We start from the raw sequence: 19143 nt of genomic DNA on the forward strand, positions 1-19143 counted from the left end.
ATGGCAGGCGAGACCGTCATCACCGTCACCGGAAATCTGGTCGACGACCCCGAACTCCGCTACACCCCGGCCGGCGTCGCCGTCGCCAAGTTCCGCATCGCCTCCACCCCGCGCGTCTTCAACAAGACCACCAACGAGTGGGAAGACGGCGAGAGCCTGTTCCTCACCTGCTCGGTGTGGAGGCAGGCCGCCGAGAACGTCGCCGAGTCCCTCGCCCGCGGCGTCCGCGTCATCGTCCAGGGCCGGCTGAAGCAGCGGTCCTACGAGGACCGCGAGCAGGTGAAGCGGACCGTGTACGAGCTGGACGTCGACGAGGTCGGCCCGACACTCGCCCGCGCCACCGCCAAGGTCACCAAGAACCCGGCGGGCAGCGGGCAGCGGCAGGCAGGTGTTTCAGGCGAAACACCCGCCCCATGGGCGAACGCGAAGCCCGCGAACGGCCAGCCGCAGGGTGGCGGATGGGGTGGCGCGCAGCAGGAGGCCCCGTTCTGATGCGCGCCTACATGGAGCTGCAGGCTTCCCACCCGGACGGCTTCAAGACGGTCCTGTTGGACGTCGAGGACTACGAGCGCCTCGGACGCCGGGTGCTCAGTATCGGCAGCCACGGTTACGCGCAGATGTGGACCGGCGTCACCGTCGCGCTGCTGCACCGCTGGCTGATGGACGTGCCCGGCGGCACCGGCTACCGCCTGATCGTCGACCACATCAACCGCGACCGACTCGACTGCCGCCGCAGCAACCTGCGCCTGGTGACCCCGTCCGAGTCCAACCTCAACCGCTCAATCCAGGAGCGCGACCTGCCGCTCGGCGTCTACCGAGTGCGCTCTGGGCGGTACCAAGCCGCGCTGAAGCGGAACCGGGTGCGCATGTACCTCGGTACCTACGACACCCCCGAGCAGGCTGCGGCCGCCATCGAGGCCGCCCGCACCAAGGCCGACGGCCCCGCCGTCCGGCCAGCAGCGTGAGGAGTACGACCGTGACCGACACCGAGATCCAGATGCTCATCACCGGCGTCGCCCTCGGCGCCCAGGGCATGGCCCTGCTGCATGCCTACTGGGCCAGCAAGGACGCCCGCCGTAGCGCCGCCCGCGCCCAGGCCGCCGTCAAGCGGTCGGCCGGTGACCGCTACTTGTCCAGCCTCCGCCTGTACCAGCTGCAGCACCGGAGCCGGGCATGACGGCATCCTGTGGCCTGTGCGAGCGGGACCTGGAGCACGGCCACCTGTGCCCCGGCTGCACCCTCGGTACCGCGGCGCGGCTCGACCGGATGCCCCGCCTGTACGCCGCGCTTGCCGCGTTCCTCCACCCCGGTGGCCGCCGCCCGGAACTGGGGCGGTCCCGGTCGGCCGAGGCGCCCATGCCGATCGCCGAGCCCGCGTTCAACCTGCGCGGGCCCGGTGGCATCGTCGGCGTCCTGGAGGACTGGCGCTCGGCGATGCAGGCCGACCGCGGCTGGGGCGAGCCTGCCAGGGAGGGCGGCACCGAGCGCCGCGTCGCCGTTGCGGCGCGAGCCCTGTCCATGAACCTGGAGTGGATCGCCGCGTCGTGGCCGATGGCCGGCGCGTTCGCCGAGGAGATCCGCGGCCTGGAGCGGGACGTCGCGTCGATCGTGAACCCGCCCGAGCGGTCGCTGCGGCTGGGCAACTGCCCGGCCGTGTACGAGGACGGCGTCGTGTGCGGGGCGGTACTGCGGGTGCCGTCAGGCACGGCGAAGGTGGAGTGCCGGTGGTGCGGCACGACGTATCCGCCTGAGACGTGGCTGGAGTTGAGGAACCTTCAGCCGAGCGAGGCGGCGTGAAGACCTTGAATCCAACCCCAGGGTTGGATAGAGTGCTACCGATGGACGCCAAGCCCTGGCGGGAACGGGTACGTGAGGAAGAACAGCTGTTGGAGCAGCTGCGACTCCTCGCCTCCGAGTCCGCCACACGACGAGCTGAAGCCCTACGCGAAGGCGTCAGGGAACTCGGCTCCGTCGCCGAGGTCGCCCGCGAACTCGGCCGGAGCTGGAACGCCGTAGACAAGGCGCTCAAGAAGCAGGACCGCAAGACCGCATCCCAGCCGGACGCCAGCACAACCGAATAGACGAGGGCCGGACAGCAGCTCGGGTGTTGGAGCACCCGGCGCGCGCACCGCCCGACCCTCTACCGAACATCCTGACTAGACCAGGAGTCGGCATGACCGATCATTTCGCGTGCGCCGAAGCGCCCGCAAGTTCCACGCTGGCCGAGCCCAGCGACCTCGACACCGCGATCCGCGTCGGCCAGCGCATGCTCGCCGCCTACGGCAACACCAGCGGCTACGACATCTACGCCTACGCCCAGGCCCACGGCGGCCTCGCCGAGGCCCTACGCATCCTGCTGCGCACCCTCGACGCCGAGGGGGCCCAGGCATGAGCAGCCTCCCCATCTTCGGGCCGACCGAGGTGCAGAACGTCAACGACGACTTCGGGCCCCCTGTGGCGGTCGTGCGGGTCGACTTCGCGCTGTCCCGCGAGGAACTCGTCACCGCCCTGTCCTACGGGTACGCGACGGCCAATCTGGACCGTCCCGTGGGCGAGATGAGCGTCGAGGACGTGCGCCGGGAGGTCGAGGGCTACCTGGCGTTCGCCGGCTACCTGGAGATGACCGGGCGCGTCGAGGCGGAGCGCGTCCGCAGGGTCGACGACCCGGTCACGCAGGCCGCGTTCGAGGCCTCCATCGACCGCGCCTACCCGACCGCTCTGGTCCCGGCCGCCGCACAGGCGCCTCGGTACGGCGACGGCACCGTCACCCTGCAGACCCTCGACCGAGGCGAGGTCACCGTTCCCGAGCCCGCTTGGTGCACCGGCCACGAGGGTGAGTCCGTCGTCCACCTCGCCGACATCACCCACGACGGCCACCCCACTACCGTCACCGCCCGCACCGAGCAGTACGGGGTCGTCGACATCCTCGAGGCCCGCATCAGCCACGCCCCCCACGGCCAGCAGCGGCCCGAGCCGCACCCGGTCGTCTCTGCCCGCATCGACGTTGAACTCGACTTGACCGTCGAGGACGCCAAGCCGGTCGCCCACGCCTTCCACGTCGCCGGCCTCCGGCTCGCCCGCCTCGCCGCCGACGCCGCACACCTCCAGCGAGGTGGCCGATGAGCGGCCGCGAACTCACCCGAGGCCAGGCCGGAGTGCTGGGCACGGCCGCCGCCCTGATGGTCGTCGTCGGCGGGTTCGGCGCCTGGGGCACCTACAGCAACGCCGTCGCCGAGTTCCACCGGCAGGCCACCGCCGCCGGTGTCGTCGCCGCCGGCGAGGGCCTCACCCTGATCCTCGCCATGGTGATGCTCGGCCGGACCATGCTCGGCCAGTCCTCACCCGCCGTCGTCCGCGGCGGGATGTGGCTCGCCCCGCTGTCCGCCAGCGGTATCGGCATCACCATCGCCAGCGACGCCCGCGAGGCCGCCGTGTACGCGGTCACCCCGCTCGCCATGTCCGGCGCCGCCGAGGGCCTCGGCTTCATCGCCCGCTCGATCGTCGTCTACCGGACCGGCACGGACGCCGAGGTGATGCGCCGCAACGCCGACGCCGCCCGCCAGCTCGCCTTCCAGCGCGCCGTCGCCGACGGCCACCCCGGCAAGCTGCGCCGCAAGCTCGCCGTCCGCCAGTACTGGAGACTCGCCAAGTACGTGGGCGTCGGCGACACCGAGCTCGGCGCCGGCCTGGTCGACGTCCAGCGCGTCCGTGTCCGCGCGGGAGCTGATGCGGCCCTCGCCACCATGTACGGCGGTGCCGAAGTTGCGAGGGTCAGCGCGACCCCCGCAAACGCCCCGGTCCGGTCGGCGCAGGCCGTGCTGCGGGAGAAGTTCGCCGAGATGGACCCCGTCGAGGTGATCCGGATCGCGGCTGATGCGCACCCTGATGCGCCCCCGCCCGAGCTGGCCGCCCTCCTCGTCTCCTACGGGGTCGTCGTCGACGCCGTGCAGGTCGCCGTCGTCCTCGGCCAGCAGCCCCCCGAGTACGAGGTGCATCGACCCGATGCGCCCGCGCATCAGCAGGTCAGCGAGCTGGAACCGGTCAACCTCCAGGGCGCCGTCGAGGAAGCAGCCTCGGCGCTCGGCGCGGACGCATCACCCCGCGACATCGCCGGGCACCTGGCCCAGCACCGGCGCCTGCTCGTCGACGAGCCGTACATCCGCACCGCGCTCTCGCGGGCCGCGAAGAAGCCCCAGCCGGAGACTCCGGCCAAGCCGATGGAGGGTGGATACGCATGATGCGCCTCGCCTTCGGCGCCCTCCTCGGGCTCCTCGTCGCGTACCCGTCGTTGCTGTCCGTCGTCCTCGCCGCGGCCGCCGCGGTCGTCTCTCAGCCGGTCGTCCTGGCGGTCGCCGCCGGGGTCATCGCGTGGCCGCGCATCACCCGCCGCATCAGGGGGTGGGCCCGGTGAGTGACGCCCTCGACAAGGCCGAGCAGGCGGTCCGCGCCGCCGAGATCGACACCGTCGCCGTACAGCTGGCGCTCGCCGCCGTAGACCTGGCCAAGGCCGCAGCCGCGCAGCAGCAGGCACAGGCGTCGGCGCAGCAGTGCCAGCACGACCACCCCAAGCAGCGCCGCAGCACGGGCGAGTGGGTGGGCATCGCGTGCGCGGTGTGCGTCGGCTCGATCGGGCTGGCGTTCGCCTCGTTGGCCCTGGCCTTCCTCGGCGGCGTCGGCGCGATCGTCGTCGTCGTCCTACGGGACGTGTGGCGCGACGTGCAGCGCAAGGGCCGCTGACCTGCCCTTCCGTCCTCTGCGTGGTCCAGCAGACCACGCAGAGGTGCGGTGGGGCCGGACCAGCCGAGCCCGTGACCAGGAGGAGAACCCCATGCCACGCAGTGAATACGAGTGCTGGACCGCCTTGGCTGAGGACGCCCGCCGCCGCGCGGCCGCGGCCGACAGTGAGGCGGGCCGGGAGGCCATGGAGCAGAACGCTGCCGACTTCGAGCGCCTCGCTGGCGAGACGGAGGCCTGACCATGACCCGCGAACAGCGCTTGACCATGGCCGACGCCGCCACCACCAGGGCCGCCGCGCTCGCCCGCGAGGCCGAAGACGCCGCCCGCCACCCCGACAACCAGCGCAAGGTCCAGCCCCTGACCGCCGCTGGCGCCCTGTGGGCGGACGTTGCCCGCGCCCACGCCGCCATCGCCGCTGTGCTGCCCGAGACGGAGCCCACCGATGGCTGACGGCCCCCGCTTCAGCGACTTCACCACCGGCGAGAAGCTCCGCGTCGCCGCCCTCACCGCCCGCATGGCCAAGCGCGGACTCGCTGGCGACGGCGTCGACATCAGCGACCTGAAGCGCAAGGTCGAGCGCATCGAACGCCAGGCCGCCCGCCGCAAGACCAAGAAGTAGCTCCGCGCCGGGGACGGCTCTCACCGCCAAGTCAGCAGCCGCCCCCGGCCCCGGACCGCCCAACAGAACGACCGGAGAGACCAGGATGACGGACACCGCCCCCGAACGCGTCAACGGACACCACCAGCCGCAGGTGTCCCTCCTCAAATTCGCCCCTGCCCCCGACACCTCCACGGCAGTAACGGCCGTGCAGACCGCCGAGCCGCCCGCCCCTGTCGTCGAGGACAAGCCGCGGCCTCGCCGCCGAGTCCGCATCGACCACCTGCGGCGCGTCGTCGTCGAGGCCCGCGAGCACGGCTCGTACCGGGCCGTCGTCCGGCACGGCTCCTACCTGTACGGAGGTGCCCGCATCCTCACCCGCCGGGCCTGGGACTCCCGCACCACCGCCCGCCACGAGCGCATGATGCGGGCCGCAGAAGCCGCAGGTCAGGAAGACGTCGCCCGCGACTGGGAGCAGCGCGCCTACATCTTCCGGCAGTCCCGCCACCGGCGCCGCATGGAACTCCTCCAGCTGGCCATCAACGCCCCCAAGGCCCTGTTCATGGGCGCCACCGCCGGGGCCGGCGTCCTGCTGCTCCTCGGCATCATGCTCGCCTGGGCCAACCACGACGTCTCCGACGTGCTCACCCCGCTCGCCGCCGCCATCCAGTTCGTCGCCTGGGTCGCGTTCATCGCCGGCGTCATCTGGGACCCGCTCCTCGCCTGCCTCCCGTTCATCGCCCTCGCCGGGGTGTGGGCCGTCGGACGACACCGGCAGACCGCCCCGGCCTGGGCCCTGCCCGGAGACCCCGAGCAGCGCGACGTCGTCCCCGACGAGGGCGCCATCCTCAAGGCCCTCGGCAACCTCGGCATCGCCCCCCTCAACAAGGCCATCAAGGAAGGGTGGCAGCCGCGCTGGGTGTCCCCGACCACCCGGTCCGGGAACGGCTACCACACGCAGGTGCAGCTCCCCATGGGCGTCACCGTCGAGATGATCAGCGGGAAGAAGAACGTCCTCGCGCACAACCTGCTCCGCAAGCCCGTCGAGGTGTGGCCCACCGAGCCCCCCAAGCAGCCCGGCGTCCTCGACCTGTGGGTGGCCGACCAGGGCTCCCTGTCCGGCGCCGTACCGCCGTGGCCGCTGCTCACCGAGGGCACCACCGACTACTTCAAGGGCGTGCCCGTCGCCGTCTCCCAGCGCGGCGAGGCCATCATCGGCAAGCTCATGGCCGCCAACTACATGGTCGGCGGGATCATGGGCTCGGGTAAGTCGTCCCTGGTCATCGCCCTGCTGCTCGGCGCGATCCTCGACCCGCTCGTCATCGTCGAGGCGTATGTCATGGCGTACAACACCGACTACGACCCGCTGAAGCCGCGCCTGAAGACCCTGGTCAAGGGCGACGACGACGAGGACATCGAGGCCGCGCTGAAGGCCCTGCGGAGCCTGCGCGACGAGGTGACGATGCGGGGCAAGCTGCTGGAGGAACTCGGCGAAGGCGCCACGAAGGTGACGCGGGAGCTGGCGTTGAAGGACCCGCGGATGCGGCCGAAGGTCGTCGTGTTCGACGAGTGCCACGAGCTGTTCATGCACAAGGAGTACGGCAAGGAGGCCGCTGAGCTGGCCATCAAGGTGATGAAGAAGGCCCGCAAGACGGCCATCACGCTGGTGTGGGTCACGGTGTCCCCGACCGCCGACAGTCTGCCGCGCGACGTCACCCGCAACACCAGCCATCGTGTCGCGTTCGCCGTCGGCGACCACGTCGCCAACGACGGGCTGCTCGGCTCCGGCCGGCACAAGGCCGGGATCACCGCGACCACGCTCATCCCCGGCGAGGACGTCGGCACCGCCGTCACCGTCGGGTTCAGCGGCAAGCCGTTCGAGGTGGTCCGCGCCCACTACGTGGCCCGTGACCCCGACAAGGGCATCGACGAGGTCACCCCGGTCGTCGAGCGCGCGATGGCCCTGTACGAGGGCACCGCAGCCCCGGAGGTGCCCGCCTACGCGCCGGCGGACCACCTCGCGGACATCCTGACCGTCCTCGGCAGCGAGCCGAAGCTCCGCACCCAGGACGTCCTCCGCCGTCTCGCCGACCACAACCCAGGCGAGTACGACGGCTGGTCGTTCCGCGACCTCAAGCGCGTCCTGGACGACGCCGGACACGGCGACTACAAGACCAGCGGCGTCATGCACGTCAGCCGACAGCGCATCGCCGAAGCCATCGCCGACCGCGCGGCCGACGCCGAGGACGACCTCGACGAGTAGGGAGGCGGCCGGACGTCGGGGAGTTCTCCCTAGGGGCCTCCCCGACATGCCTCCCTGTGCATGACCTGGGAAAACGGCCAGTCAGGGAGGCAAGGGAGGCGGCGTATCGAAGGCGCCCGAGCCCGGGATTCAGGGGCTCATCGTCCCCTTCTTCGCCTCCCTCCCTGCGCATCATGGAGGCATGAGAGAGCCCCTCCTCGTTGACGCCTATGCCGCCCACGCGGCCACCGGAATCAGGCCCGGCACCATCCGCGTCTGGCTGCACCGCGGCAAGCTCACCCGGCACGGCCACGACACCGAAGGCCGCACCCTCATCGACCTGCACGAACTACGCGACCGCCTAACGTCAGCCGCAGCTTGACCCATTAGCCAGCAGGCTGTAACACTCAAGGCACGTCCGGCGTGCCCGGACACCACAGACGCACACGGAGCCCCGGCCAATCCCCCCGGCCGGGGCTCCGTCGTGCCACGGCCGCCGCCCGGCGATGGGGCAGGGCGCCCTCTCCGGGCCGAGTACCCGGTGTGCGCGCAGCGTCCGGGCGGCGGGCCCGACGATCCGTCACAGACCAGTCACAGCACCCCCGTACCGGTCCGTAACCCCCTCACGTACCGCCACGGTGCCCGCATGCGCATCAGACACACCGCCGCCGCGCTCGCCGCCGCAGCCCTGCTCACGCTCACCGCCTGCGAAGGCAGCAACACCAGCCCCAGCAAGCCGGACACCACCGCCGAGGACACCAACAAGCAGCCCAAGACGGCCGCCAGCGCCACCGAGACCGAAACGGACGCGCCCCCCAGCGAGGCCAGCGCCGACGAGGCCGAGCCGGAGACCAGCGAGGTGCCCGACGTCGTCGGCATGAACCACGGCGAGGCACAGAGCCTGCTGCGCAGCAAGGGCTTCATGGTCAACGAGGAGGACGCGTCGCCCGAGGGTCGCTGGATCCTCGACAACAGCAACTGGAAGGTCTGCCGCCAGGACCCGGCGCCCGGCGCCACGGACGCCCTCCGCGTCGCCATCTACTCCGTCAAGCTCGACGAGTCCTGCTGACCATCCACACCACTCACGACGAGCCCCCGGTGACCTGAACCTGGGGGCTTTGTCATGCCAAGGCACGGGAGGGAACCATGCCGCACTCCGCCGTCATAGAGATGGAGATCCGCGACCTTCCCCCCGAAGACGGCTGGCGCGTCGTCGAGAAGACAGGCCGGGCAAGCGTCACATGCCCCTGCGGCCTCGACACCGGCCTTATCGCAGCCATGGACGCGCTGCACACGCTGCAGGAGCACATGAGGCACGGCGAGGGGCGTACAGCGCTCGCCATGGCCTGATGCCCCGCAAGGCGCTGCAGGTCTGCCCGACACCCGGATGCCCCACCCTTACCCCTGGGGGACGCTGCGAGGCCTGCCAGGGCAAGGCCCAGCGCTCACGTCCCACAGCAGCGTCCAAGGGCTATGACACACGCTGGGCGCGCACACGAGCCGAGTACCTCAGAGCCAACCCGTACTGCGAGTGCGATGAGTGCGAGGCCATGCCCGCCTTGCTCAGGCCAAGGGCTACGGAGGTCAACCACCGTGACGGGCTCGGACCGTTGGGACCACGTGGTCATGACTGGTCCAACCTGCAAGCGATGACGAAGGCTCACCACTCTCGCGAGACGGCGAAGCATCAGCCCGGAGGCTGGAACGACCGCTCAGAGTGACCAAATGGCATCGTTGCAGGTCAGAAGCCTATGGGATCACAAAAGCCCAGGTCAGAGGCTTGCCGGGGGGTGGGGGGTGACCCCTGGCCAGTAGGGGGTCCAGAACGCCGGGGAGGGCTCTGGGGGGTCCGTCGGGTTCAGAAGGTCAAGATCGTCACGCAAGGTGACGGTCACCTGTGCTGCGCAATGCAGCGTGGAGGAGTGATCACCAATGCCCAAGGGTGGAGCCCGTGTTGTCTCCGGACCGCCGCCGGACCCTCGGTCGCTGCGGCAGTCGAGGCCGACGAACGCGGCCGGCTGGACGACGCTTCCCGCGGAGGGCCGCTCTGGTCCGGCCCCGGAGTGGCCGCTGGTCACGCAGACCGATCGGGAGACCGTGCTGTGGGAGGACTTGTGGTCTCGTCCGCAGGCCGTGGCGTGGGAGGCGTTGGACCAGCGCTACGAGGTCGCGATGTTCGTGCGGAAGCTGGCCGAGGCGGAGCTGCCGAAGGCGTCGGTGGAGCTGCAGAAGGTGGTGCGCCAGTACCTGGATTCGCTGGGCCTGTCCGTACAGGGCATGCTGCGCAACCGGTGGAAGATCGCCCCGGCCGTCGAGGAGGAACAGCCGGAGGAGCGGGTGGAGGCGCCCCGGCGGCCGAGCGCGCGTGACCGGCTGAGGGTCGTGCCCCGTGGCGAAGGCGCCTGACCCCGACTTCGCCGTCGACTTCCCCACGATGTGGATCGTCCCGGACTGGATCGAGCACCACTGCCCGGTGCCCGACGGCTTCCGGGCCGGCCAGGACATGGAGCTGTACCCGTGGCAGTTGTGGTGCACGGTCAACCACTACCGCGTCAAGCCGACGGCGACCGTGGGGCAGTTGGCGCCGGCGTTCCACTACCGGCGCTCGCAGGTGGTGGCGCCGCAGAAGACCGGCAAGGGCCCGTGGTCGGCGACCATCGTCCTGGCCGAAGCCGCGGGCCCGGTCGTCTTCAACGGGTGGGCCCGCGGCGGCGAACGCTATCGGTGCGCGGATCACGGCTGTTCGTGCGGCTGGTGGTACCAGTACGAGCCGGGCGACCCGATGGGGACTCCGTGGCCGACGCCGTTGATCCAGTTGACCGCGACGTCCGAGGACCAGGTCGCGAACGTCTACCGGCCGCTGCAGAACATGGTGAAGCTCGGGCCGCTGTCCGAGCGGCTGCGTGTGGGTGAGGAGTTCACCCGGGTCGGCGACGAGGGCCGTATCGACGTGGTGACGTCCTCGGCTCTGTCGAGGCTCGGCAACCCGATCATCTTCGCTCTGCAGGACGAGACCGGCCTGTACACCGATGCGAACAAGCTGCGCCGGGTCGCCGAGACTCAGCGTCGCGGTGCGGCCGGCATGGGCGGTCGGACGATGGAGACGACGAACGCGTGGGACCCGAGCGAGGACTCCGTCGCTCAGCGCACGTCGGGGGCGAAGGCCCGGGACATCTTCCGCTATCACCCGCTGGCGCCGAAGGCGCTGTCCTACGGCAACAAGCGGGACCGCCGGAAGATTCACACCGTGGTCTATGCGGGCTCGGCGCACGTCGACCTCGACGCGATCGAGGCGGAGACCGCCGAGATCATGGAGAAGGATCCGGCGCAGGCCGAGCGGTTCTTCGGCAACCGGTGCGTGGCCGGTTCGGCGGGCTGGCTGGACGGCACGAAGTGGGCGGCGAAGGCCAAGCCGCGCCGGGTGCGGCCGATGACGCGGATCGTCCTCGGTTTCGACGGCTCGGACATGGACGACTGGACGGCGATCCGGGCCGAGACGATGGACGGCTACCAGTTCACCCCGCTGTACGGGGGCAACGACGAGCCGACCATCTGGAACCCCGCGGACTACGGCGGTCAGGTTCCGCGCGCGGAGGTGCGCGCGGCGATGGACCAGTTGATGAACCGCTACGACGTGGTCCGGCTGTACGCGGATCCACCGTATTGGGACACCGAGGTTGATGAGTGGGTGGACCTGTACGGCGAGGAGCGGGTGATCCGCTGGTACACGCGCCGCATGGTGCAGATGCACGCTGCGGCAGAGCGGCTGAAGACGGACGTGCTGAAGCGGAACACCGCCGATGGGCAGCGGGCGGCGGCGTTCACGCACGACGGCTGCGAGCTGACGCAGTCGCACATCGAGAACACCCGCCAGGCCGAGCGGCCGAGCGGCCTGTATGTGCTGCGTAAGGCGAGCCCCGTCCAGAAGATCGACATTGCGGTGGCGTCGGTGCTCGCGCACGAGGCGCTCGGTGACGTGATCGCGGCGGGCCTGGCCGAGCAGGAAGTGTCCTACTACTACGGCTCGTGAAGGGGGGCGCGGATGGCCACCCTGGCGCAGGCCCTGCAGTTGGTGTCCCTGCTGGAGTCGGAGCTGATCCGCCGGCGGTCGGAGATTGACCGGAACAACGACTACTACCGGGGCAAGCAGCCGCTGAAGTTCGCCTCCGAGGACTTCGCGAAGTTCCACGGGGACCGCTACCGCGACTTCTCCGACAACTGGGTGCAGGTCGTCGCCGACTCGCCGGTGGAGCGGCTGACGGTGACCGGCTTCCAGGCCTCCGGCGCGCAGCGGGCCGATAAGGACCTGTGGGAGGTGTGGCAGGTCAACGGCCTCGATGGCGACTCGCAGTTGGGGTTCCTCGGGGCGGTGAACTCGGCCCGCAGTTTCGTGCTGGTGTGGGGTGACCCGGACGACGAGGACACCCCGGTCGTCACGTTCGAGGATGCCGCGCAGTGCATCGTCGCCTATGAGCCCGGCTCCCGGGTGAAGCGGCGGGCGGGGCTGAAGCGGTGGCAGGACGGCAACTGCGACTACGCCACCCTGTACCTGCCGGGCGAGCTGTGGAAGTTCGAGCGGCCGCTCGCCGGAGGGAACAAGAGCCCGCAGATGGCCAGCGTCGACGAGGCGATGCGGCTGTGGGTGCCGCCCGGCGAGGAGGCCCGGCGCCGTACCTGGGAGCCGCGCGACGAGGAGCAGCTGGGCGAGCCGAACCCTCAGCCCAACCCGATGGGCCTGGTGCCGCTGGTGGAGCTGCCGAACAAGCCGATGCTGGTCGATGACCCGATCAGTGACGTCACCGGTGTCGTCGCGATGCAGGATGCGATCAACCTGGTGTGGGCGCAGCTGTTCACCGCCTCCGACTACGCATCGTTCCCTCAGCGGGTGGTCCTCGGCGCCGAGCGGCCGATGATCCCGAAGCTGAACAGCGCGGGGGAGATCGTCGGCAAGGAGCCGGTGGATCTGTCGAAGTTCGCTGTCGACCGCGTCGCGTGGATCACCGGCAGGGACGCGAAGATCGCCGAGTGGCAGGCCGCGAACCTCGCCGCCTACACGCAGATCATCGAGACCGCGGTGGGCCATCTCGCCGCGCAGACCCGCACCCCGCAGCACTACCTGATCGGCAAGATGGCGAACCTGTCCGGGGATGCGCTGCTGGCCGCCGAGACCGGTCTGGTGAAGCGGGTCGACGAGAAGAAGCTGTGGTTCGGCCAGGCGCTGCGCGAGGTCGCCCGCCTGGTCTACCTCGCCCGGGGTGAGACGACGAAGGCGAAGGCGATGCGTGCCGGCGCGGTGCTGTGGGCGGACTCCGAGTCCCGCTCCTACGCCCAGCTCGCCGATGCCCTGGTGAAGCTGAAGGACATCGGCTTCCCCTTCGAGTGGCTGGCCCTCAGGTACGGGCTCACCCCGACCGAGGTCGCCGACGTCGTCGCGATGCGCGAGAGGGAGGCGGAGATGGACCCGATCGCCGCCGCCACCCAGATGCTCACCCAGCGCTCCGGCCCCGGTGAGGACGTCGTCGAGGACGAGGGCGACGCCGAGCCGGCCGAGGGGGCGACGTGAGCGTCCCGGCCGAGGCCCAGCAGCACCAGGCCGAGCGCGCCATGCAGGCCGCGACGACGGCGGCCGCCGTCCGGGCGGTCTGGGGCAGCGTCGACCCGGAGGACCTGGAATCGTCGTGGCTCACCCACGCCGCGGTCGCGGCCGAACTGATCCGGGCCGGACAGATCGCGGCCGCCTCGACGGCCGAGGCCTGGCTCACCCAGGAGGCAGGACCCGGCGAGGGCGCCATCGACCCTGCCACTGCTGCGGCCGCCACCGGGGATCTGACCGGGCCGCTGCTGTATCCGCTGCTCGTCGCGCTCAACCGGCTGCGCCGCGGGTTCTCGGTCGCCACGTCGATCCTGTCGGGGGCCGCGTTCCTGGAGATGGTGACCCGCTCCCTGGTCGCGGACGCCGGGCGGATCGCCGACATGGCCGGGATGATCGCCCGCCCGCGCGTGGTGTCCTACGTGCGCGTCGTGCAGCTGCCCGCGTGCGCGCGCTGCATCATCCTCGCCGGACGCGAATACACCCTGTCCGACGGGTTCCTGCGCCACCCCCGCTGTGACTGCACGCTCGCCCCCCGCCGCCCCGGCGACACCTGGGAGCTCGCCTCGCCGACGTCGCTGTTCGAGGACATGACGGCCGCCCAGCAGCGCCGCGCGTTCGGCGAGGCCGGCATGAAGGCGATCGCCGCCGGCGCCGACATGGGCCAGGTCGTCAACGCCCGCCGCGGCATGACCACCGTCACCCGCTACCGGCGCGAGGTGAAGGCCACCACCGAGGGCACGACCCGCCGCGGCCTGTACGGCTCCCGGCGGGCGAAGTTCGAGAAGGTCCCCGGCTCGAAGCTGGCGCGCGCGAAGACGCCGCGACTGATGCCGGAGGAGATCTACCGCCTGGCCGACGACCGTGAGCACGCCATCCGGCTGCTCACGAAGTACGGCTACATCGTCTGACCGGGCGCAACGCCCGGCCCTTTCACCCGCAATGGGAGACACCACCATGCACACGCGCACTCTGCCTCGCCATGCCCGAACCGGGCTGCTCGCCGTCGGGTGGCGCAAGGCCCGCCCCGGTGAGGACGACAACGAACTCCACCCGATCTGGCCCATCCTCGGCGGCGCCCCCGACGAGGACGACGACCAGGACGACGACCAGGACGCCGACGACGCGGACGAGGGCGACGACGGGCAGGACGACACCGGCGACGGTGACGACGGCCAGGACGACGACGGCGACGACAGTGACCCCGAGGGCGCCGACCAGCTCGGCGACAAGGGCAAGCGCGCCCTGGCCTCCATGAAGGGCAAGTGGCGCAGCGAGCGCGACAAGCGCCGCGACCTCGAACGCCAACTGGCGCAGAAGAACCAGGGCGACGGCCAGGACGCCGTGGCCAAGGCGACCGCAGCCGCAACGGCCGCGGCCAACACCCGCATCCTCAAGGCGGAAGTCCGCGCCGCGGCGGCCCGCAAGCTGGCCGACCCCCGCGACGCGCTCAGGTTCCTCGACCTCGACCAGTTCGAGGTCAACGAGGACGGCGAAGTCGACGCCGACGAGATCGCCGAGGCGATCGAGGACCTGCTGAAGAACAAGCCCTACCTGGCAGCCGCAACGGCCAAGAGGTTCCAGGGCACTGCTGACGGCGGCGCACAGCGCAAGGCAGGCCGGCCCAAGCAGCTCGGAGCGAAAGACCTCAAGAACATGAGCGCCGACGACATCGTCAAGGCCCAGGACGCGGGCCAGCTCGACGACTACCTCGGCGCCGGCTGACCCAAGGAGGGCCACAGAAGATGGCTATCACCCGCTTCCGGCCGGAAGTCTGGAGTGCGCGACTGCTCGTCGCCACCCGCACCCGGCTCGTCTACGCCCAGCCGGGCGTCGTCAACCGCGACTACGAGGGCGAGATCGAAGAGTCGGGCGACACCGTCCGCATCACGTCGATTTCCGACCCGACGATCGGCACGTACACCCCGAACTCCACGGTGATCACACCGGAGGAGCTCACCGACGCGCAGCGCACCCTGCTGGTCGACCAGTCGAAGTACTTCGCCTTCAAGGTCGACGACGTCGACAAGCGGCAGGCCAAGGGCAGCGTGATGCCCGAGGCGATGAACCGCGCCGCCTACGGCCTGGCCAAGGTCGCCGACTCCTACGTCGCGAACCTCTACACGCAGGCCGCCGCGGCGAACCAGCTCGGCACCGTCTCCGTCACCTCGGCGGACCTGGCCTACACGCAGCTGCGGCTGCTGAAGCTGAAGCTCGACGAGGCGGACGTGCCCGACGAGGGCCGCTACGTCGTCGGCCCGCCCTGGTACTTCTCCCTGCTGCTGGAGAACAACAAGTTCCTCGACGCGTCCGCGTCCGGCACCACCGAGCCGCTGCGCAACGGATTCATCGGCCGCGCTCTGGGCTTCAACCTGGCGCAGTCCAACCAGGCCCCGAACCCCACCGGAGACGACTACGTCGTCCAGGCCGGCGTGCCCGGCGCCATCACCTACGCCGAGCAGATCAACAAGACCGAGGCGTACCGGCCCGAGAGCAGCTTCTCGGACGCCATCAAGGGCCTGCACCTGTACGGGGCCAAGATGATCCGCCCGACCTACGTCGCGACGCTGCTCGCGTCCCGGACCTGATCGGAGGCCAGACACCATGGCACGCACCGCTGTTGCGTACAGCAACCTCGTCCCCAACGGGAACCTCGCCGACCCGGCCGGAACGGCGACCAACGCCGGCACCGGCAACGGTCACGTCATCCCGGCCGCGGGACCGAACGGCAGGGCCGTCCCCGAGCTCACCCTTCTGCGGGTCACCGCCGGCGCGACTGGCGGCAACGTCACCGTCCTCGCCGGTGACAACCCGCCCGCCGTGGCGGCCGGGCAGGGCGACCTCGTCGTCGCCGTCGGCAACAACGCCACCCAGTGGATCGGCCCCTTCGAATCGGGCCGGTTCCTGCAGAACGACGGAACGATCCTCGTCGACATCGCCACCGGCTTCGTCGCCGGAACCATCACCGCCTTCAAGGTCCCGAGGAACACCTGACATGGCTGAGACCGAGACGATCTACGTGCGCGGCGAGGGCGGCGGCATCCACGCGATGGACCTGCCGCTGCCCGAGCCGATCCAGGACCGTCTGACCCGGGGCCTGCTGCGCCGGGTCAACGAGGACGGCTCCCCGTACCTGGGCGGCGCGGACACGGGCGCGCCCGCCGGCGTCGAGGACAGCGGCGATCCGGCCGTTCCCCCCTCGCCCGACGGGCGCCCCCCGCAGGCCGCCCCGAAGTCCGAGTGGATCGCCTACGTCGTCCGCCTCGGGAAGCTGTCGGCTGAGGACGCGGCGAACTACACCAAGGCCGACCTGATCGACCTGGCGACCTGACGGGAGGCCACCGTGGCACTGGACCCTCTGGCAACGGTGGCCGACCTCGAGGCCCGCGGCCTGACCATCGACGCCTCCGAGACGGCGGTCGTCGAGACGTTCCTGGCGGAGGCCTCGGCCGCCGTGCGGGAAGCGGCCGGCGTGCCGATCAGCCAGACCACCTCGACCCTCACCCTGGAGGGCCCGGACAACTCGCAGTGGCTGACGCTGCCCGGGCCGCCGATCCTGTCCGTCTCGGCCGTCGCCATCGACGGGGAGACGGTCACCGACTGGCGACTGCGCTCACACCAGCTGTGGCGGGCGGCGGGCTGGTCGCCCACCTGCGAGCCGTCCGAGGTCACCGTCACTCAGCTGCACGGCCTGCCCGAGGTACCGGCGGACATCGTGGGCCTGGTGTGCCGGATCGCGGCCGCCGTCCTCGTCCACTATCGGGCGCAGCCCGACGGCGAGGGCCTGGCCGCCCGTGACGTGCGCGCCGAGCGGATCGGGGACTACTCGGTGACCTACGGCGACAGCGGCCGCATCACCGAGATCGAGCTGCCCGACTATCTGCGCGAGCAGCTCGCCGCACGCTTCGGCGGCGGCGTGACGGTGGTGAGGTCGAGGTGAGCCGCGTCGGGCACCTGCTGAACCGCCGCGTGGAGGTGTGGCGGGAGACGTCCGCCGACGACGGCGGCGGGGGCCAGACGACGACCTGGGTCCACGCCTCCACCGTGCGGGCCCGCAAGTCCCAGCCGTCCGCGCGAGAGCGGACGGCCGCCGACCAGGCCGGCGCCGAACTGAACGAGACCTGGTACTTCAGCCCCGGCACCGACGTCCGGCGGCGTGACCAGCTGCGCCCGCCCGGGCGTGTGCTGAAGGTCGTCTCCGTCTTCGAGCCGTCCGAGGACGGCACCTACCTGCGGGCGGACTGCACGCTCGTCCAACCCCTGAACGGCACCACCACGTGAGGAGTCCCCGATGGCCGTCCTGACCGCACAAGCCATGCCGCTGGGCGGGCTGCAGCCGACCTACGCCGCCGCTGCCGGAGGCGGCGACCAGGCCCCGGTCGGCGAGAAGCTCGTCCTGCACGTCCGCAACGACGACGCGTCCTCCAAGACCGTCACCGTCGCCACCCCCGGAACCGTCGGCGGCCTTGCGATCGCCGACGCCGCGCAGACCATCCCCGCCGGCGGGGACGCGTTCATTCCGCTGAAGTCGACCTACCGGGACCCGGCCACCGGACGGGCCGCGATCACCTACAGCGCGGCCACGTCCGTCACCGTCGCCGTCCTGCAACTGCCCTGAGCCCATGGCCCGGGTGCGGCTGGAGGGTCTGCAGCGGGCGCTGCGCGCCGTCGCGCGCGTGCCCGAGGCGATGCGGCAGGCCCGCAACGACACGCTCCGTGAGTGGGCCGACAACGTCCAGAACACGGCCGGAGAGAAGGTCCCCAGGGACCGGGGTGAGCTGTTCCAGGCCCTCGATAAGCGGGTGAACAGCCACTTCGGCCGGGCGGACGTCGGGGTGTGGGAGGCGGACCAGCTGGAGTACGCCCTCTACGTCGAGAAGGGCACCTCGAAGATGAACGCCCAGCCCTACCTCGTCCCGGCGTTCAACGAGCACCGGCGGCAGGTCACCCGCACCTACCGCGCCGCGTTCCGCCGGCACATGGGAGGGAGGTGACCCGGTGAACGGCAACGACTTGCTGAGGCAGCTGGCCCGTGAGCGCGAGCGCCTGGCCGACGCGGAGAAGAAGGCGGCCGATGCGCGGGCGAGCATCGCCCGGCTGGAGAAGAAGCTGGCCAACGCCAAGCAGCGAGGGAGGGGCGGGTGACGACCGCGCTGTGGCCGCTGCAGCTCGCCGTCGTGCAGCAGCTGCGCGCCAACGCCCCGCTGGCGGCCCTGGTGACGGGCGTGTTCGACGAGGTCCCCGAGGACACCCCGCACCCCTACGTCACGGTCGGGTCGATCACCGAGACCGTCGACGACGCCCACAACCAGCGCGGCCTGGAAGCCCAAGTGGAGCTGCACATCTGGTCCCGCTATCCCGGCTACAAGGAGGCGGCCGACATCCTCGCCGCCCTCGACGCGGTCCTGGACCGCCAGCCCCTGACCGTCAGCGGCTTTCGTGACGTGTCCGTCGCGCAGCAGCAGCACACCGAGCTGCGCGACCCCGATCCCGACATCCGGCACATCAACGTCAGCTATCGCGTGTGGCTGACCAAAGCGTAAGGAGGTCAGACCGATGGCTGGTCTGGACGCTTTCGGCACCCAGCTGCAGCGCGGCGACGGCGCCACCCCTGAGGTTTTCACTCCCCTCGCGAACGTCACCGACATCACCCCGCCCGGCATCGAGCGCGAGACCTACGACGTCACCGCGCACGACAGCGAGGACGCCTGGCGGGAGTTCATCGGCGGCCTGAAGGACGGCGGCGAGGTCGAGATCGACATCAACTACGACCCCCGCGAACACGACGCTCTGATCGCCGACTTCGCCGACGCGGTGCCCCGCAGCTACAAGGTCGTCTGGCCCGGCACTCTCGGCAACTGGGCGTTCAAGGCGATCCTGACGAACTTCGAGCCCGAGGCCCCGCACGACGACAAGCTCGCCGCGTCCCTGACGTTCAAGGTGTCCGGCAAGCCCACCATCACCACCGGCTCCTGA

General features: G+C 70.9%; 32 protein-coding genes. All 32 read left to right on the top strand.

Annotated features, from left to right (window positions below):
* A complete protein-coding gene (locus AC067N_RS14185) occupies positions 1-492 on the top strand; it encodes a single-stranded DNA-binding protein (protein WP_478679175.1) in 492 nt (163 codons plus the stop codon).
* The gene (locus AC067N_RS14190) at positions 492-965 is read left to right on the top strand and encodes an HNH endonuclease (RefSeq protein ID WP_478679176.1); all 474 of its coding nucleotides are present in this window, start codon (positions 492-494) and stop codon (positions 963-965) included. The genes AC067N_RS14185 and AC067N_RS14190 overlap by 1 nt, the downstream gene beginning before the upstream one ends.
* Before the next feature lie 11 nt (positions 966-976).
* Entirely contained in the window at positions 977-1177 is a 201-nt protein-coding gene (locus AC067N_RS14195) for a hypothetical protein (RefSeq protein WP_478679177.1), read from the top strand.
* On the top strand, positions 1174-1797 hold the full coding sequence (locus tag AC067N_RS14200; protein ID WP_478679178.1) for a hypothetical protein: 624 nt from the start codon (positions 1174-1176) through the stop codon (positions 1795-1797). Before AC067N_RS14195 ends, AC067N_RS14200 begins: the two co-directional genes overlap by 4 nt.
* Before the next feature lie 41 nt (positions 1798-1838).
* Entirely contained in the window at positions 1839-2081 is a 243-nt protein-coding gene (locus AC067N_RS14205; RefSeq protein WP_478679179.1) for a hypothetical protein, read from the top strand.
* Positions 2082-2173: 92 nt separating this feature from the next.
* Entirely contained in the window at positions 2174-2392 is a 219-nt protein-coding gene (locus AC067N_RS14210; protein ID WP_478679180.1) for a hypothetical protein, read from the top strand.
* Positions 2389-3123, top strand: coding sequence for a DUF6907 domain-containing protein (locus AC067N_RS14215; protein WP_478679181.1), 735 nt, complete (start codon positions 2389-2391; stop codon positions 3121-3123). Before AC067N_RS14210 ends, AC067N_RS14215 begins: the two co-directional genes overlap by 4 nt.
* Entirely contained in the window at positions 3120-4238 is a 1119-nt protein-coding gene (locus AC067N_RS14220) for a conjugal transfer protein (protein ID WP_478679182.1), read from the top strand. The genes AC067N_RS14215 and AC067N_RS14220 overlap by 4 nt, the downstream gene beginning before the upstream one ends.
* A complete protein-coding gene (locus AC067N_RS14225; protein WP_478679183.1) occupies positions 4235-4411 on the top strand; it encodes a hypothetical protein in 177 nt (58 codons plus the stop codon). Before AC067N_RS14220 ends, AC067N_RS14225 begins: the two co-directional genes overlap by 4 nt.
* Positions 4408-4737: a hypothetical protein gene (locus AC067N_RS14230; protein WP_478679184.1), complete on the top strand. Its 330-nt coding sequence runs from the start codon at positions 4408-4410 to the stop codon at positions 4735-4737. Before AC067N_RS14225 ends, AC067N_RS14230 begins: the two co-directional genes overlap by 4 nt.
* 91 nt (positions 4738-4828) lie before the next feature.
* Complete coding sequence (locus tag AC067N_RS14235; RefSeq protein ID WP_478679185.1) at positions 4829-4975, top strand: hypothetical protein; 147 nt, start codon at positions 4829-4831, stop codon at positions 4973-4975.
* Positions 4976-4977: 2 nt separating this feature from the next.
* The gene (locus AC067N_RS14240) at positions 4978-5187 is read left to right on the top strand and encodes a hypothetical protein (protein WP_478679186.1); all 210 of its coding nucleotides are present in this window, start codon (positions 4978-4980) and stop codon (positions 5185-5187) included.
* The gene (locus AC067N_RS14245; RefSeq protein ID WP_478679187.1) at positions 5180-5356 is read left to right on the top strand and encodes a DUF6257 family protein; all 177 of its coding nucleotides are present in this window, start codon (positions 5180-5182) and stop codon (positions 5354-5356) included. Before AC067N_RS14240 ends, AC067N_RS14245 begins: the two co-directional genes overlap by 8 nt.
* Before the next feature lie 85 nt (positions 5357-5441).
* Positions 5442-7598 (top strand): cell division protein FtsK, encoded by a 2157-nt coding sequence (locus AC067N_RS14250; protein WP_478679188.1) that lies wholly within the window; start codon positions 5442-5444, stop codon positions 7596-7598.
* A 181-nt stretch (positions 7599-7779) separates the two neighbouring features.
* On the top strand, positions 7780-7959 hold the full coding sequence (locus tag AC067N_RS14255; RefSeq protein ID WP_478679189.1) for a hypothetical protein: 180 nt from the start codon (positions 7780-7782) through the stop codon (positions 7957-7959).
* 264 nt (positions 7960-8223) lie between these two features.
* A complete protein-coding gene (locus tag AC067N_RS14260) occupies positions 8224-8646 on the top strand; it encodes a PASTA domain-containing protein (RefSeq protein ID WP_478679190.1) in 423 nt (140 codons plus the stop codon).
* A 77-nt stretch (positions 8647-8723) separates the two neighbouring features.
* Positions 8724-8927, top strand: a complete 204-nt coding sequence (locus AC067N_RS14265; protein WP_478679191.1) for a hypothetical protein — start codon at positions 8724-8726, stop codon at positions 8925-8927.
* A gap of 582 nt (positions 8928-9509) precedes the next feature.
* Positions 9510-9983: a phage terminase small subunit gene (locus tag AC067N_RS14270; RefSeq protein ID WP_478679192.1), complete on the top strand. Its 474-nt coding sequence runs from the start codon at positions 9510-9512 to the stop codon at positions 9981-9983.
* A complete protein-coding gene (locus tag AC067N_RS14275; RefSeq protein ID WP_478679193.1) occupies positions 9967-11607 on the top strand; it encodes a hypothetical protein in 1641 nt (546 codons plus the stop codon). Before AC067N_RS14270 ends, AC067N_RS14275 begins: the two co-directional genes overlap by 17 nt.
* A 12-nt stretch (positions 11608-11619) precedes the next feature.
* Positions 11620-13140 carry a phage portal protein gene (locus AC067N_RS14280; RefSeq protein WP_478679194.1) on the top strand — a complete coding sequence of 507 codons (1521 nt, stop codon included), beginning with the start codon at positions 11620-11622 and terminating at the stop codon, positions 13138-13140.
* Positions 13137-14078 (top strand): hypothetical protein, encoded by a 942-nt coding sequence (locus AC067N_RS14285; protein ID WP_478679195.1) that lies wholly within the window; start codon positions 13137-13139, stop codon positions 14076-14078. Before AC067N_RS14280 ends, AC067N_RS14285 begins: the two co-directional genes overlap by 4 nt.
* 46 nt (positions 14079-14124) lie before the next feature.
* Complete coding sequence (locus tag AC067N_RS14290) at positions 14125-14892, top strand: hypothetical protein (protein ID WP_478679196.1); 768 nt, start codon at positions 14125-14127, stop codon at positions 14890-14892.
* Between the two features lie 20 nt (positions 14893-14912).
* Positions 14913-15755, top strand: a complete 843-nt coding sequence (locus AC067N_RS14295) for a phage major capsid protein (RefSeq protein WP_478679197.1) — start codon at positions 14913-14915, stop codon at positions 15753-15755.
* A gap of 16 nt (positions 15756-15771) precedes the next feature.
* Positions 15772-16161, top strand: coding sequence for a hypothetical protein (locus AC067N_RS14300; protein WP_478679198.1), 390 nt, complete (start codon positions 15772-15774; stop codon positions 16159-16161).
* 1 nt (position 16162) lies between these two features.
* A complete protein-coding gene (locus AC067N_RS14305; RefSeq protein WP_478679199.1) occupies positions 16163-16498 on the top strand; it encodes a hypothetical protein in 336 nt (111 codons plus the stop codon).
* A gap of 12 nt (positions 16499-16510) precedes the next feature.
* Positions 16511-17107 carry a head-tail connector protein gene (locus AC067N_RS14310; protein ID WP_478679200.1) on the top strand — a complete coding sequence of 199 codons (597 nt, stop codon included), beginning with the start codon at positions 16511-16513 and terminating at the stop codon, positions 17105-17107.
* The gene (locus tag AC067N_RS14315; RefSeq protein ID WP_478679201.1) at positions 17104-17448 is read left to right on the top strand and encodes a head-tail adaptor protein; all 345 of its coding nucleotides are present in this window, start codon (positions 17104-17106) and stop codon (positions 17446-17448) included. The genes AC067N_RS14310 and AC067N_RS14315 overlap by 4 nt, the downstream gene beginning before the upstream one ends.
* Positions 17449-17458: 10 nt before the next feature.
* A complete protein-coding gene (locus AC067N_RS14320) occupies positions 17459-17785 on the top strand; it encodes a hypothetical protein (RefSeq protein WP_478679202.1) in 327 nt (108 codons plus the stop codon).
* A 4-nt stretch (positions 17786-17789) separates the two neighbouring features.
* The gene (locus AC067N_RS14325; protein WP_478679203.1) at positions 17790-18161 is read left to right on the top strand and encodes an HK97-gp10 family putative phage morphogenesis protein; all 372 of its coding nucleotides are present in this window, start codon (positions 17790-17792) and stop codon (positions 18159-18161) included.
* 4 nt (positions 18162-18165) lie between these two features.
* Positions 18166-18312 carry a hypothetical protein gene (locus AC067N_RS14330; protein ID WP_478679204.1) on the top strand — a complete coding sequence of 49 codons (147 nt, stop codon included), beginning with the start codon at positions 18166-18168 and terminating at the stop codon, positions 18310-18312.
* The gene (locus AC067N_RS14335; RefSeq protein ID WP_478679205.1) at positions 18309-18710 is read left to right on the top strand and encodes a DUF3168 domain-containing protein; all 402 of its coding nucleotides are present in this window, start codon (positions 18309-18311) and stop codon (positions 18708-18710) included. The genes AC067N_RS14330 and AC067N_RS14335 overlap by 4 nt, the downstream gene beginning before the upstream one ends.
* Before the next feature lie 13 nt (positions 18711-18723).
* Positions 18724-19143 carry a phage tail tube protein gene (locus AC067N_RS14340; RefSeq protein WP_478679206.1) on the top strand — a complete coding sequence of 140 codons (420 nt, stop codon included), beginning with the start codon at positions 18724-18726 and terminating at the stop codon, positions 19141-19143.

The organism is Streptomyces sp. NPDC042364 (assembly GCF_056437585.1).

Excerpts from the sequence above, each read along its gene's own strand:
- AC067N_RS14185 (WP_478679175.1), top strand. The coding sequence starts at position 1 with ATGGCAGGCGAGACCGTCATCACCGTCACCGGAAATCTGGTCGACGAC.
- AC067N_RS14190 (WP_478679176.1), top strand. The coding sequence starts at position 492 with ATGCGCGCCTACATGGAGCTGCAGGCTTCCCACCCGGACGGCTTCAAG.
- AC067N_RS14200 (WP_478679178.1), top strand. The coding sequence starts at position 1,174 with ATGACGGCATCCTGTGGCCTGTGCGAGCGGGACCTGGAGCACGGCCAC.
- AC067N_RS14205 (WP_478679179.1), top strand. The coding sequence starts at position 1,839 with ATGGACGCCAAGCCCTGGCGGGAACGGGTACGTGAGGAAGAACAGCTG.
- AC067N_RS14210 (WP_478679180.1), top strand. The coding sequence starts at position 2,174 with ATGACCGATCATTTCGCGTGCGCCGAAGCGCCCGCAAGTTCCACGCTG.
- AC067N_RS14215 (WP_478679181.1), top strand. The coding sequence starts at position 2,389 with ATGAGCAGCCTCCCCATCTTCGGGCCGACCGAGGTGCAGAACGTCAAC.
- AC067N_RS14220 (WP_478679182.1), top strand. The coding sequence starts at position 3,120 with ATGAGCGGCCGCGAACTCACCCGAGGCCAGGCCGGAGTGCTGGGCACG.
- AC067N_RS14225 (WP_478679183.1), top strand. The coding sequence starts at position 4,235 with ATGATGCGCCTCGCCTTCGGCGCCCTCCTCGGGCTCCTCGTCGCGTAC.
- AC067N_RS14235 (WP_478679185.1), top strand. The coding sequence starts at position 4,829 with ATGCCACGCAGTGAATACGAGTGCTGGACCGCCTTGGCTGAGGACGCC.
- AC067N_RS14240 (WP_478679186.1), top strand. The coding sequence starts at position 4,978 with ATGACCCGCGAACAGCGCTTGACCATGGCCGACGCCGCCACCACCAGG.
- AC067N_RS14245 (WP_478679187.1), top strand. The coding sequence starts at position 5,180 with ATGGCTGACGGCCCCCGCTTCAGCGACTTCACCACCGGCGAGAAGCTC.
- AC067N_RS14250 (WP_478679188.1), top strand. The coding sequence starts at position 5,442 with ATGACGGACACCGCCCCCGAACGCGTCAACGGACACCACCAGCCGCAG.
- AC067N_RS14255 (WP_478679189.1), top strand. The coding sequence starts at position 7,780 with ATGAGAGAGCCCCTCCTCGTTGACGCCTATGCCGCCCACGCGGCCACC.
- AC067N_RS14260 (WP_478679190.1), top strand. The coding sequence starts at position 8,224 with ATGCGCATCAGACACACCGCCGCCGCGCTCGCCGCCGCAGCCCTGCTC.
- AC067N_RS14265 (WP_478679191.1), top strand. The coding sequence starts at position 8,724 with ATGCCGCACTCCGCCGTCATAGAGATGGAGATCCGCGACCTTCCCCCC.
- AC067N_RS14270 (WP_478679192.1), top strand. The coding sequence starts at position 9,510 with ATGCCCAAGGGTGGAGCCCGTGTTGTCTCCGGACCGCCGCCGGACCCT.
- AC067N_RS14280 (WP_478679194.1), top strand. The coding sequence starts at position 11,620 with ATGGCCACCCTGGCGCAGGCCCTGCAGTTGGTGTCCCTGCTGGAGTCG.
- AC067N_RS14290 (WP_478679196.1), top strand. The coding sequence starts at position 14,125 with ATGCACACGCGCACTCTGCCTCGCCATGCCCGAACCGGGCTGCTCGCC.
- AC067N_RS14295 (WP_478679197.1), top strand. The coding sequence starts at position 14,913 with ATGGCTATCACCCGCTTCCGGCCGGAAGTCTGGAGTGCGCGACTGCTC.
- AC067N_RS14300 (WP_478679198.1), top strand. The coding sequence starts at position 15,772 with ATGGCACGCACCGCTGTTGCGTACAGCAACCTCGTCCCCAACGGGAAC.
- AC067N_RS14305 (WP_478679199.1), top strand. The coding sequence starts at position 16,163 with ATGGCTGAGACCGAGACGATCTACGTGCGCGGCGAGGGCGGCGGCATC.
- AC067N_RS14320 (WP_478679202.1), top strand. The coding sequence starts at position 17,459 with ATGGCCGTCCTGACCGCACAAGCCATGCCGCTGGGCGGGCTGCAGCCG.
- AC067N_RS14325 (WP_478679203.1), top strand. The coding sequence starts at position 17,790 with ATGGCCCGGGTGCGGCTGGAGGGTCTGCAGCGGGCGCTGCGCGCCGTC.
- AC067N_RS14340 (WP_478679206.1), top strand. The coding sequence starts at position 18,724 with ATGGCTGGTCTGGACGCTTTCGGCACCCAGCTGCAGCGCGGCGACGGC.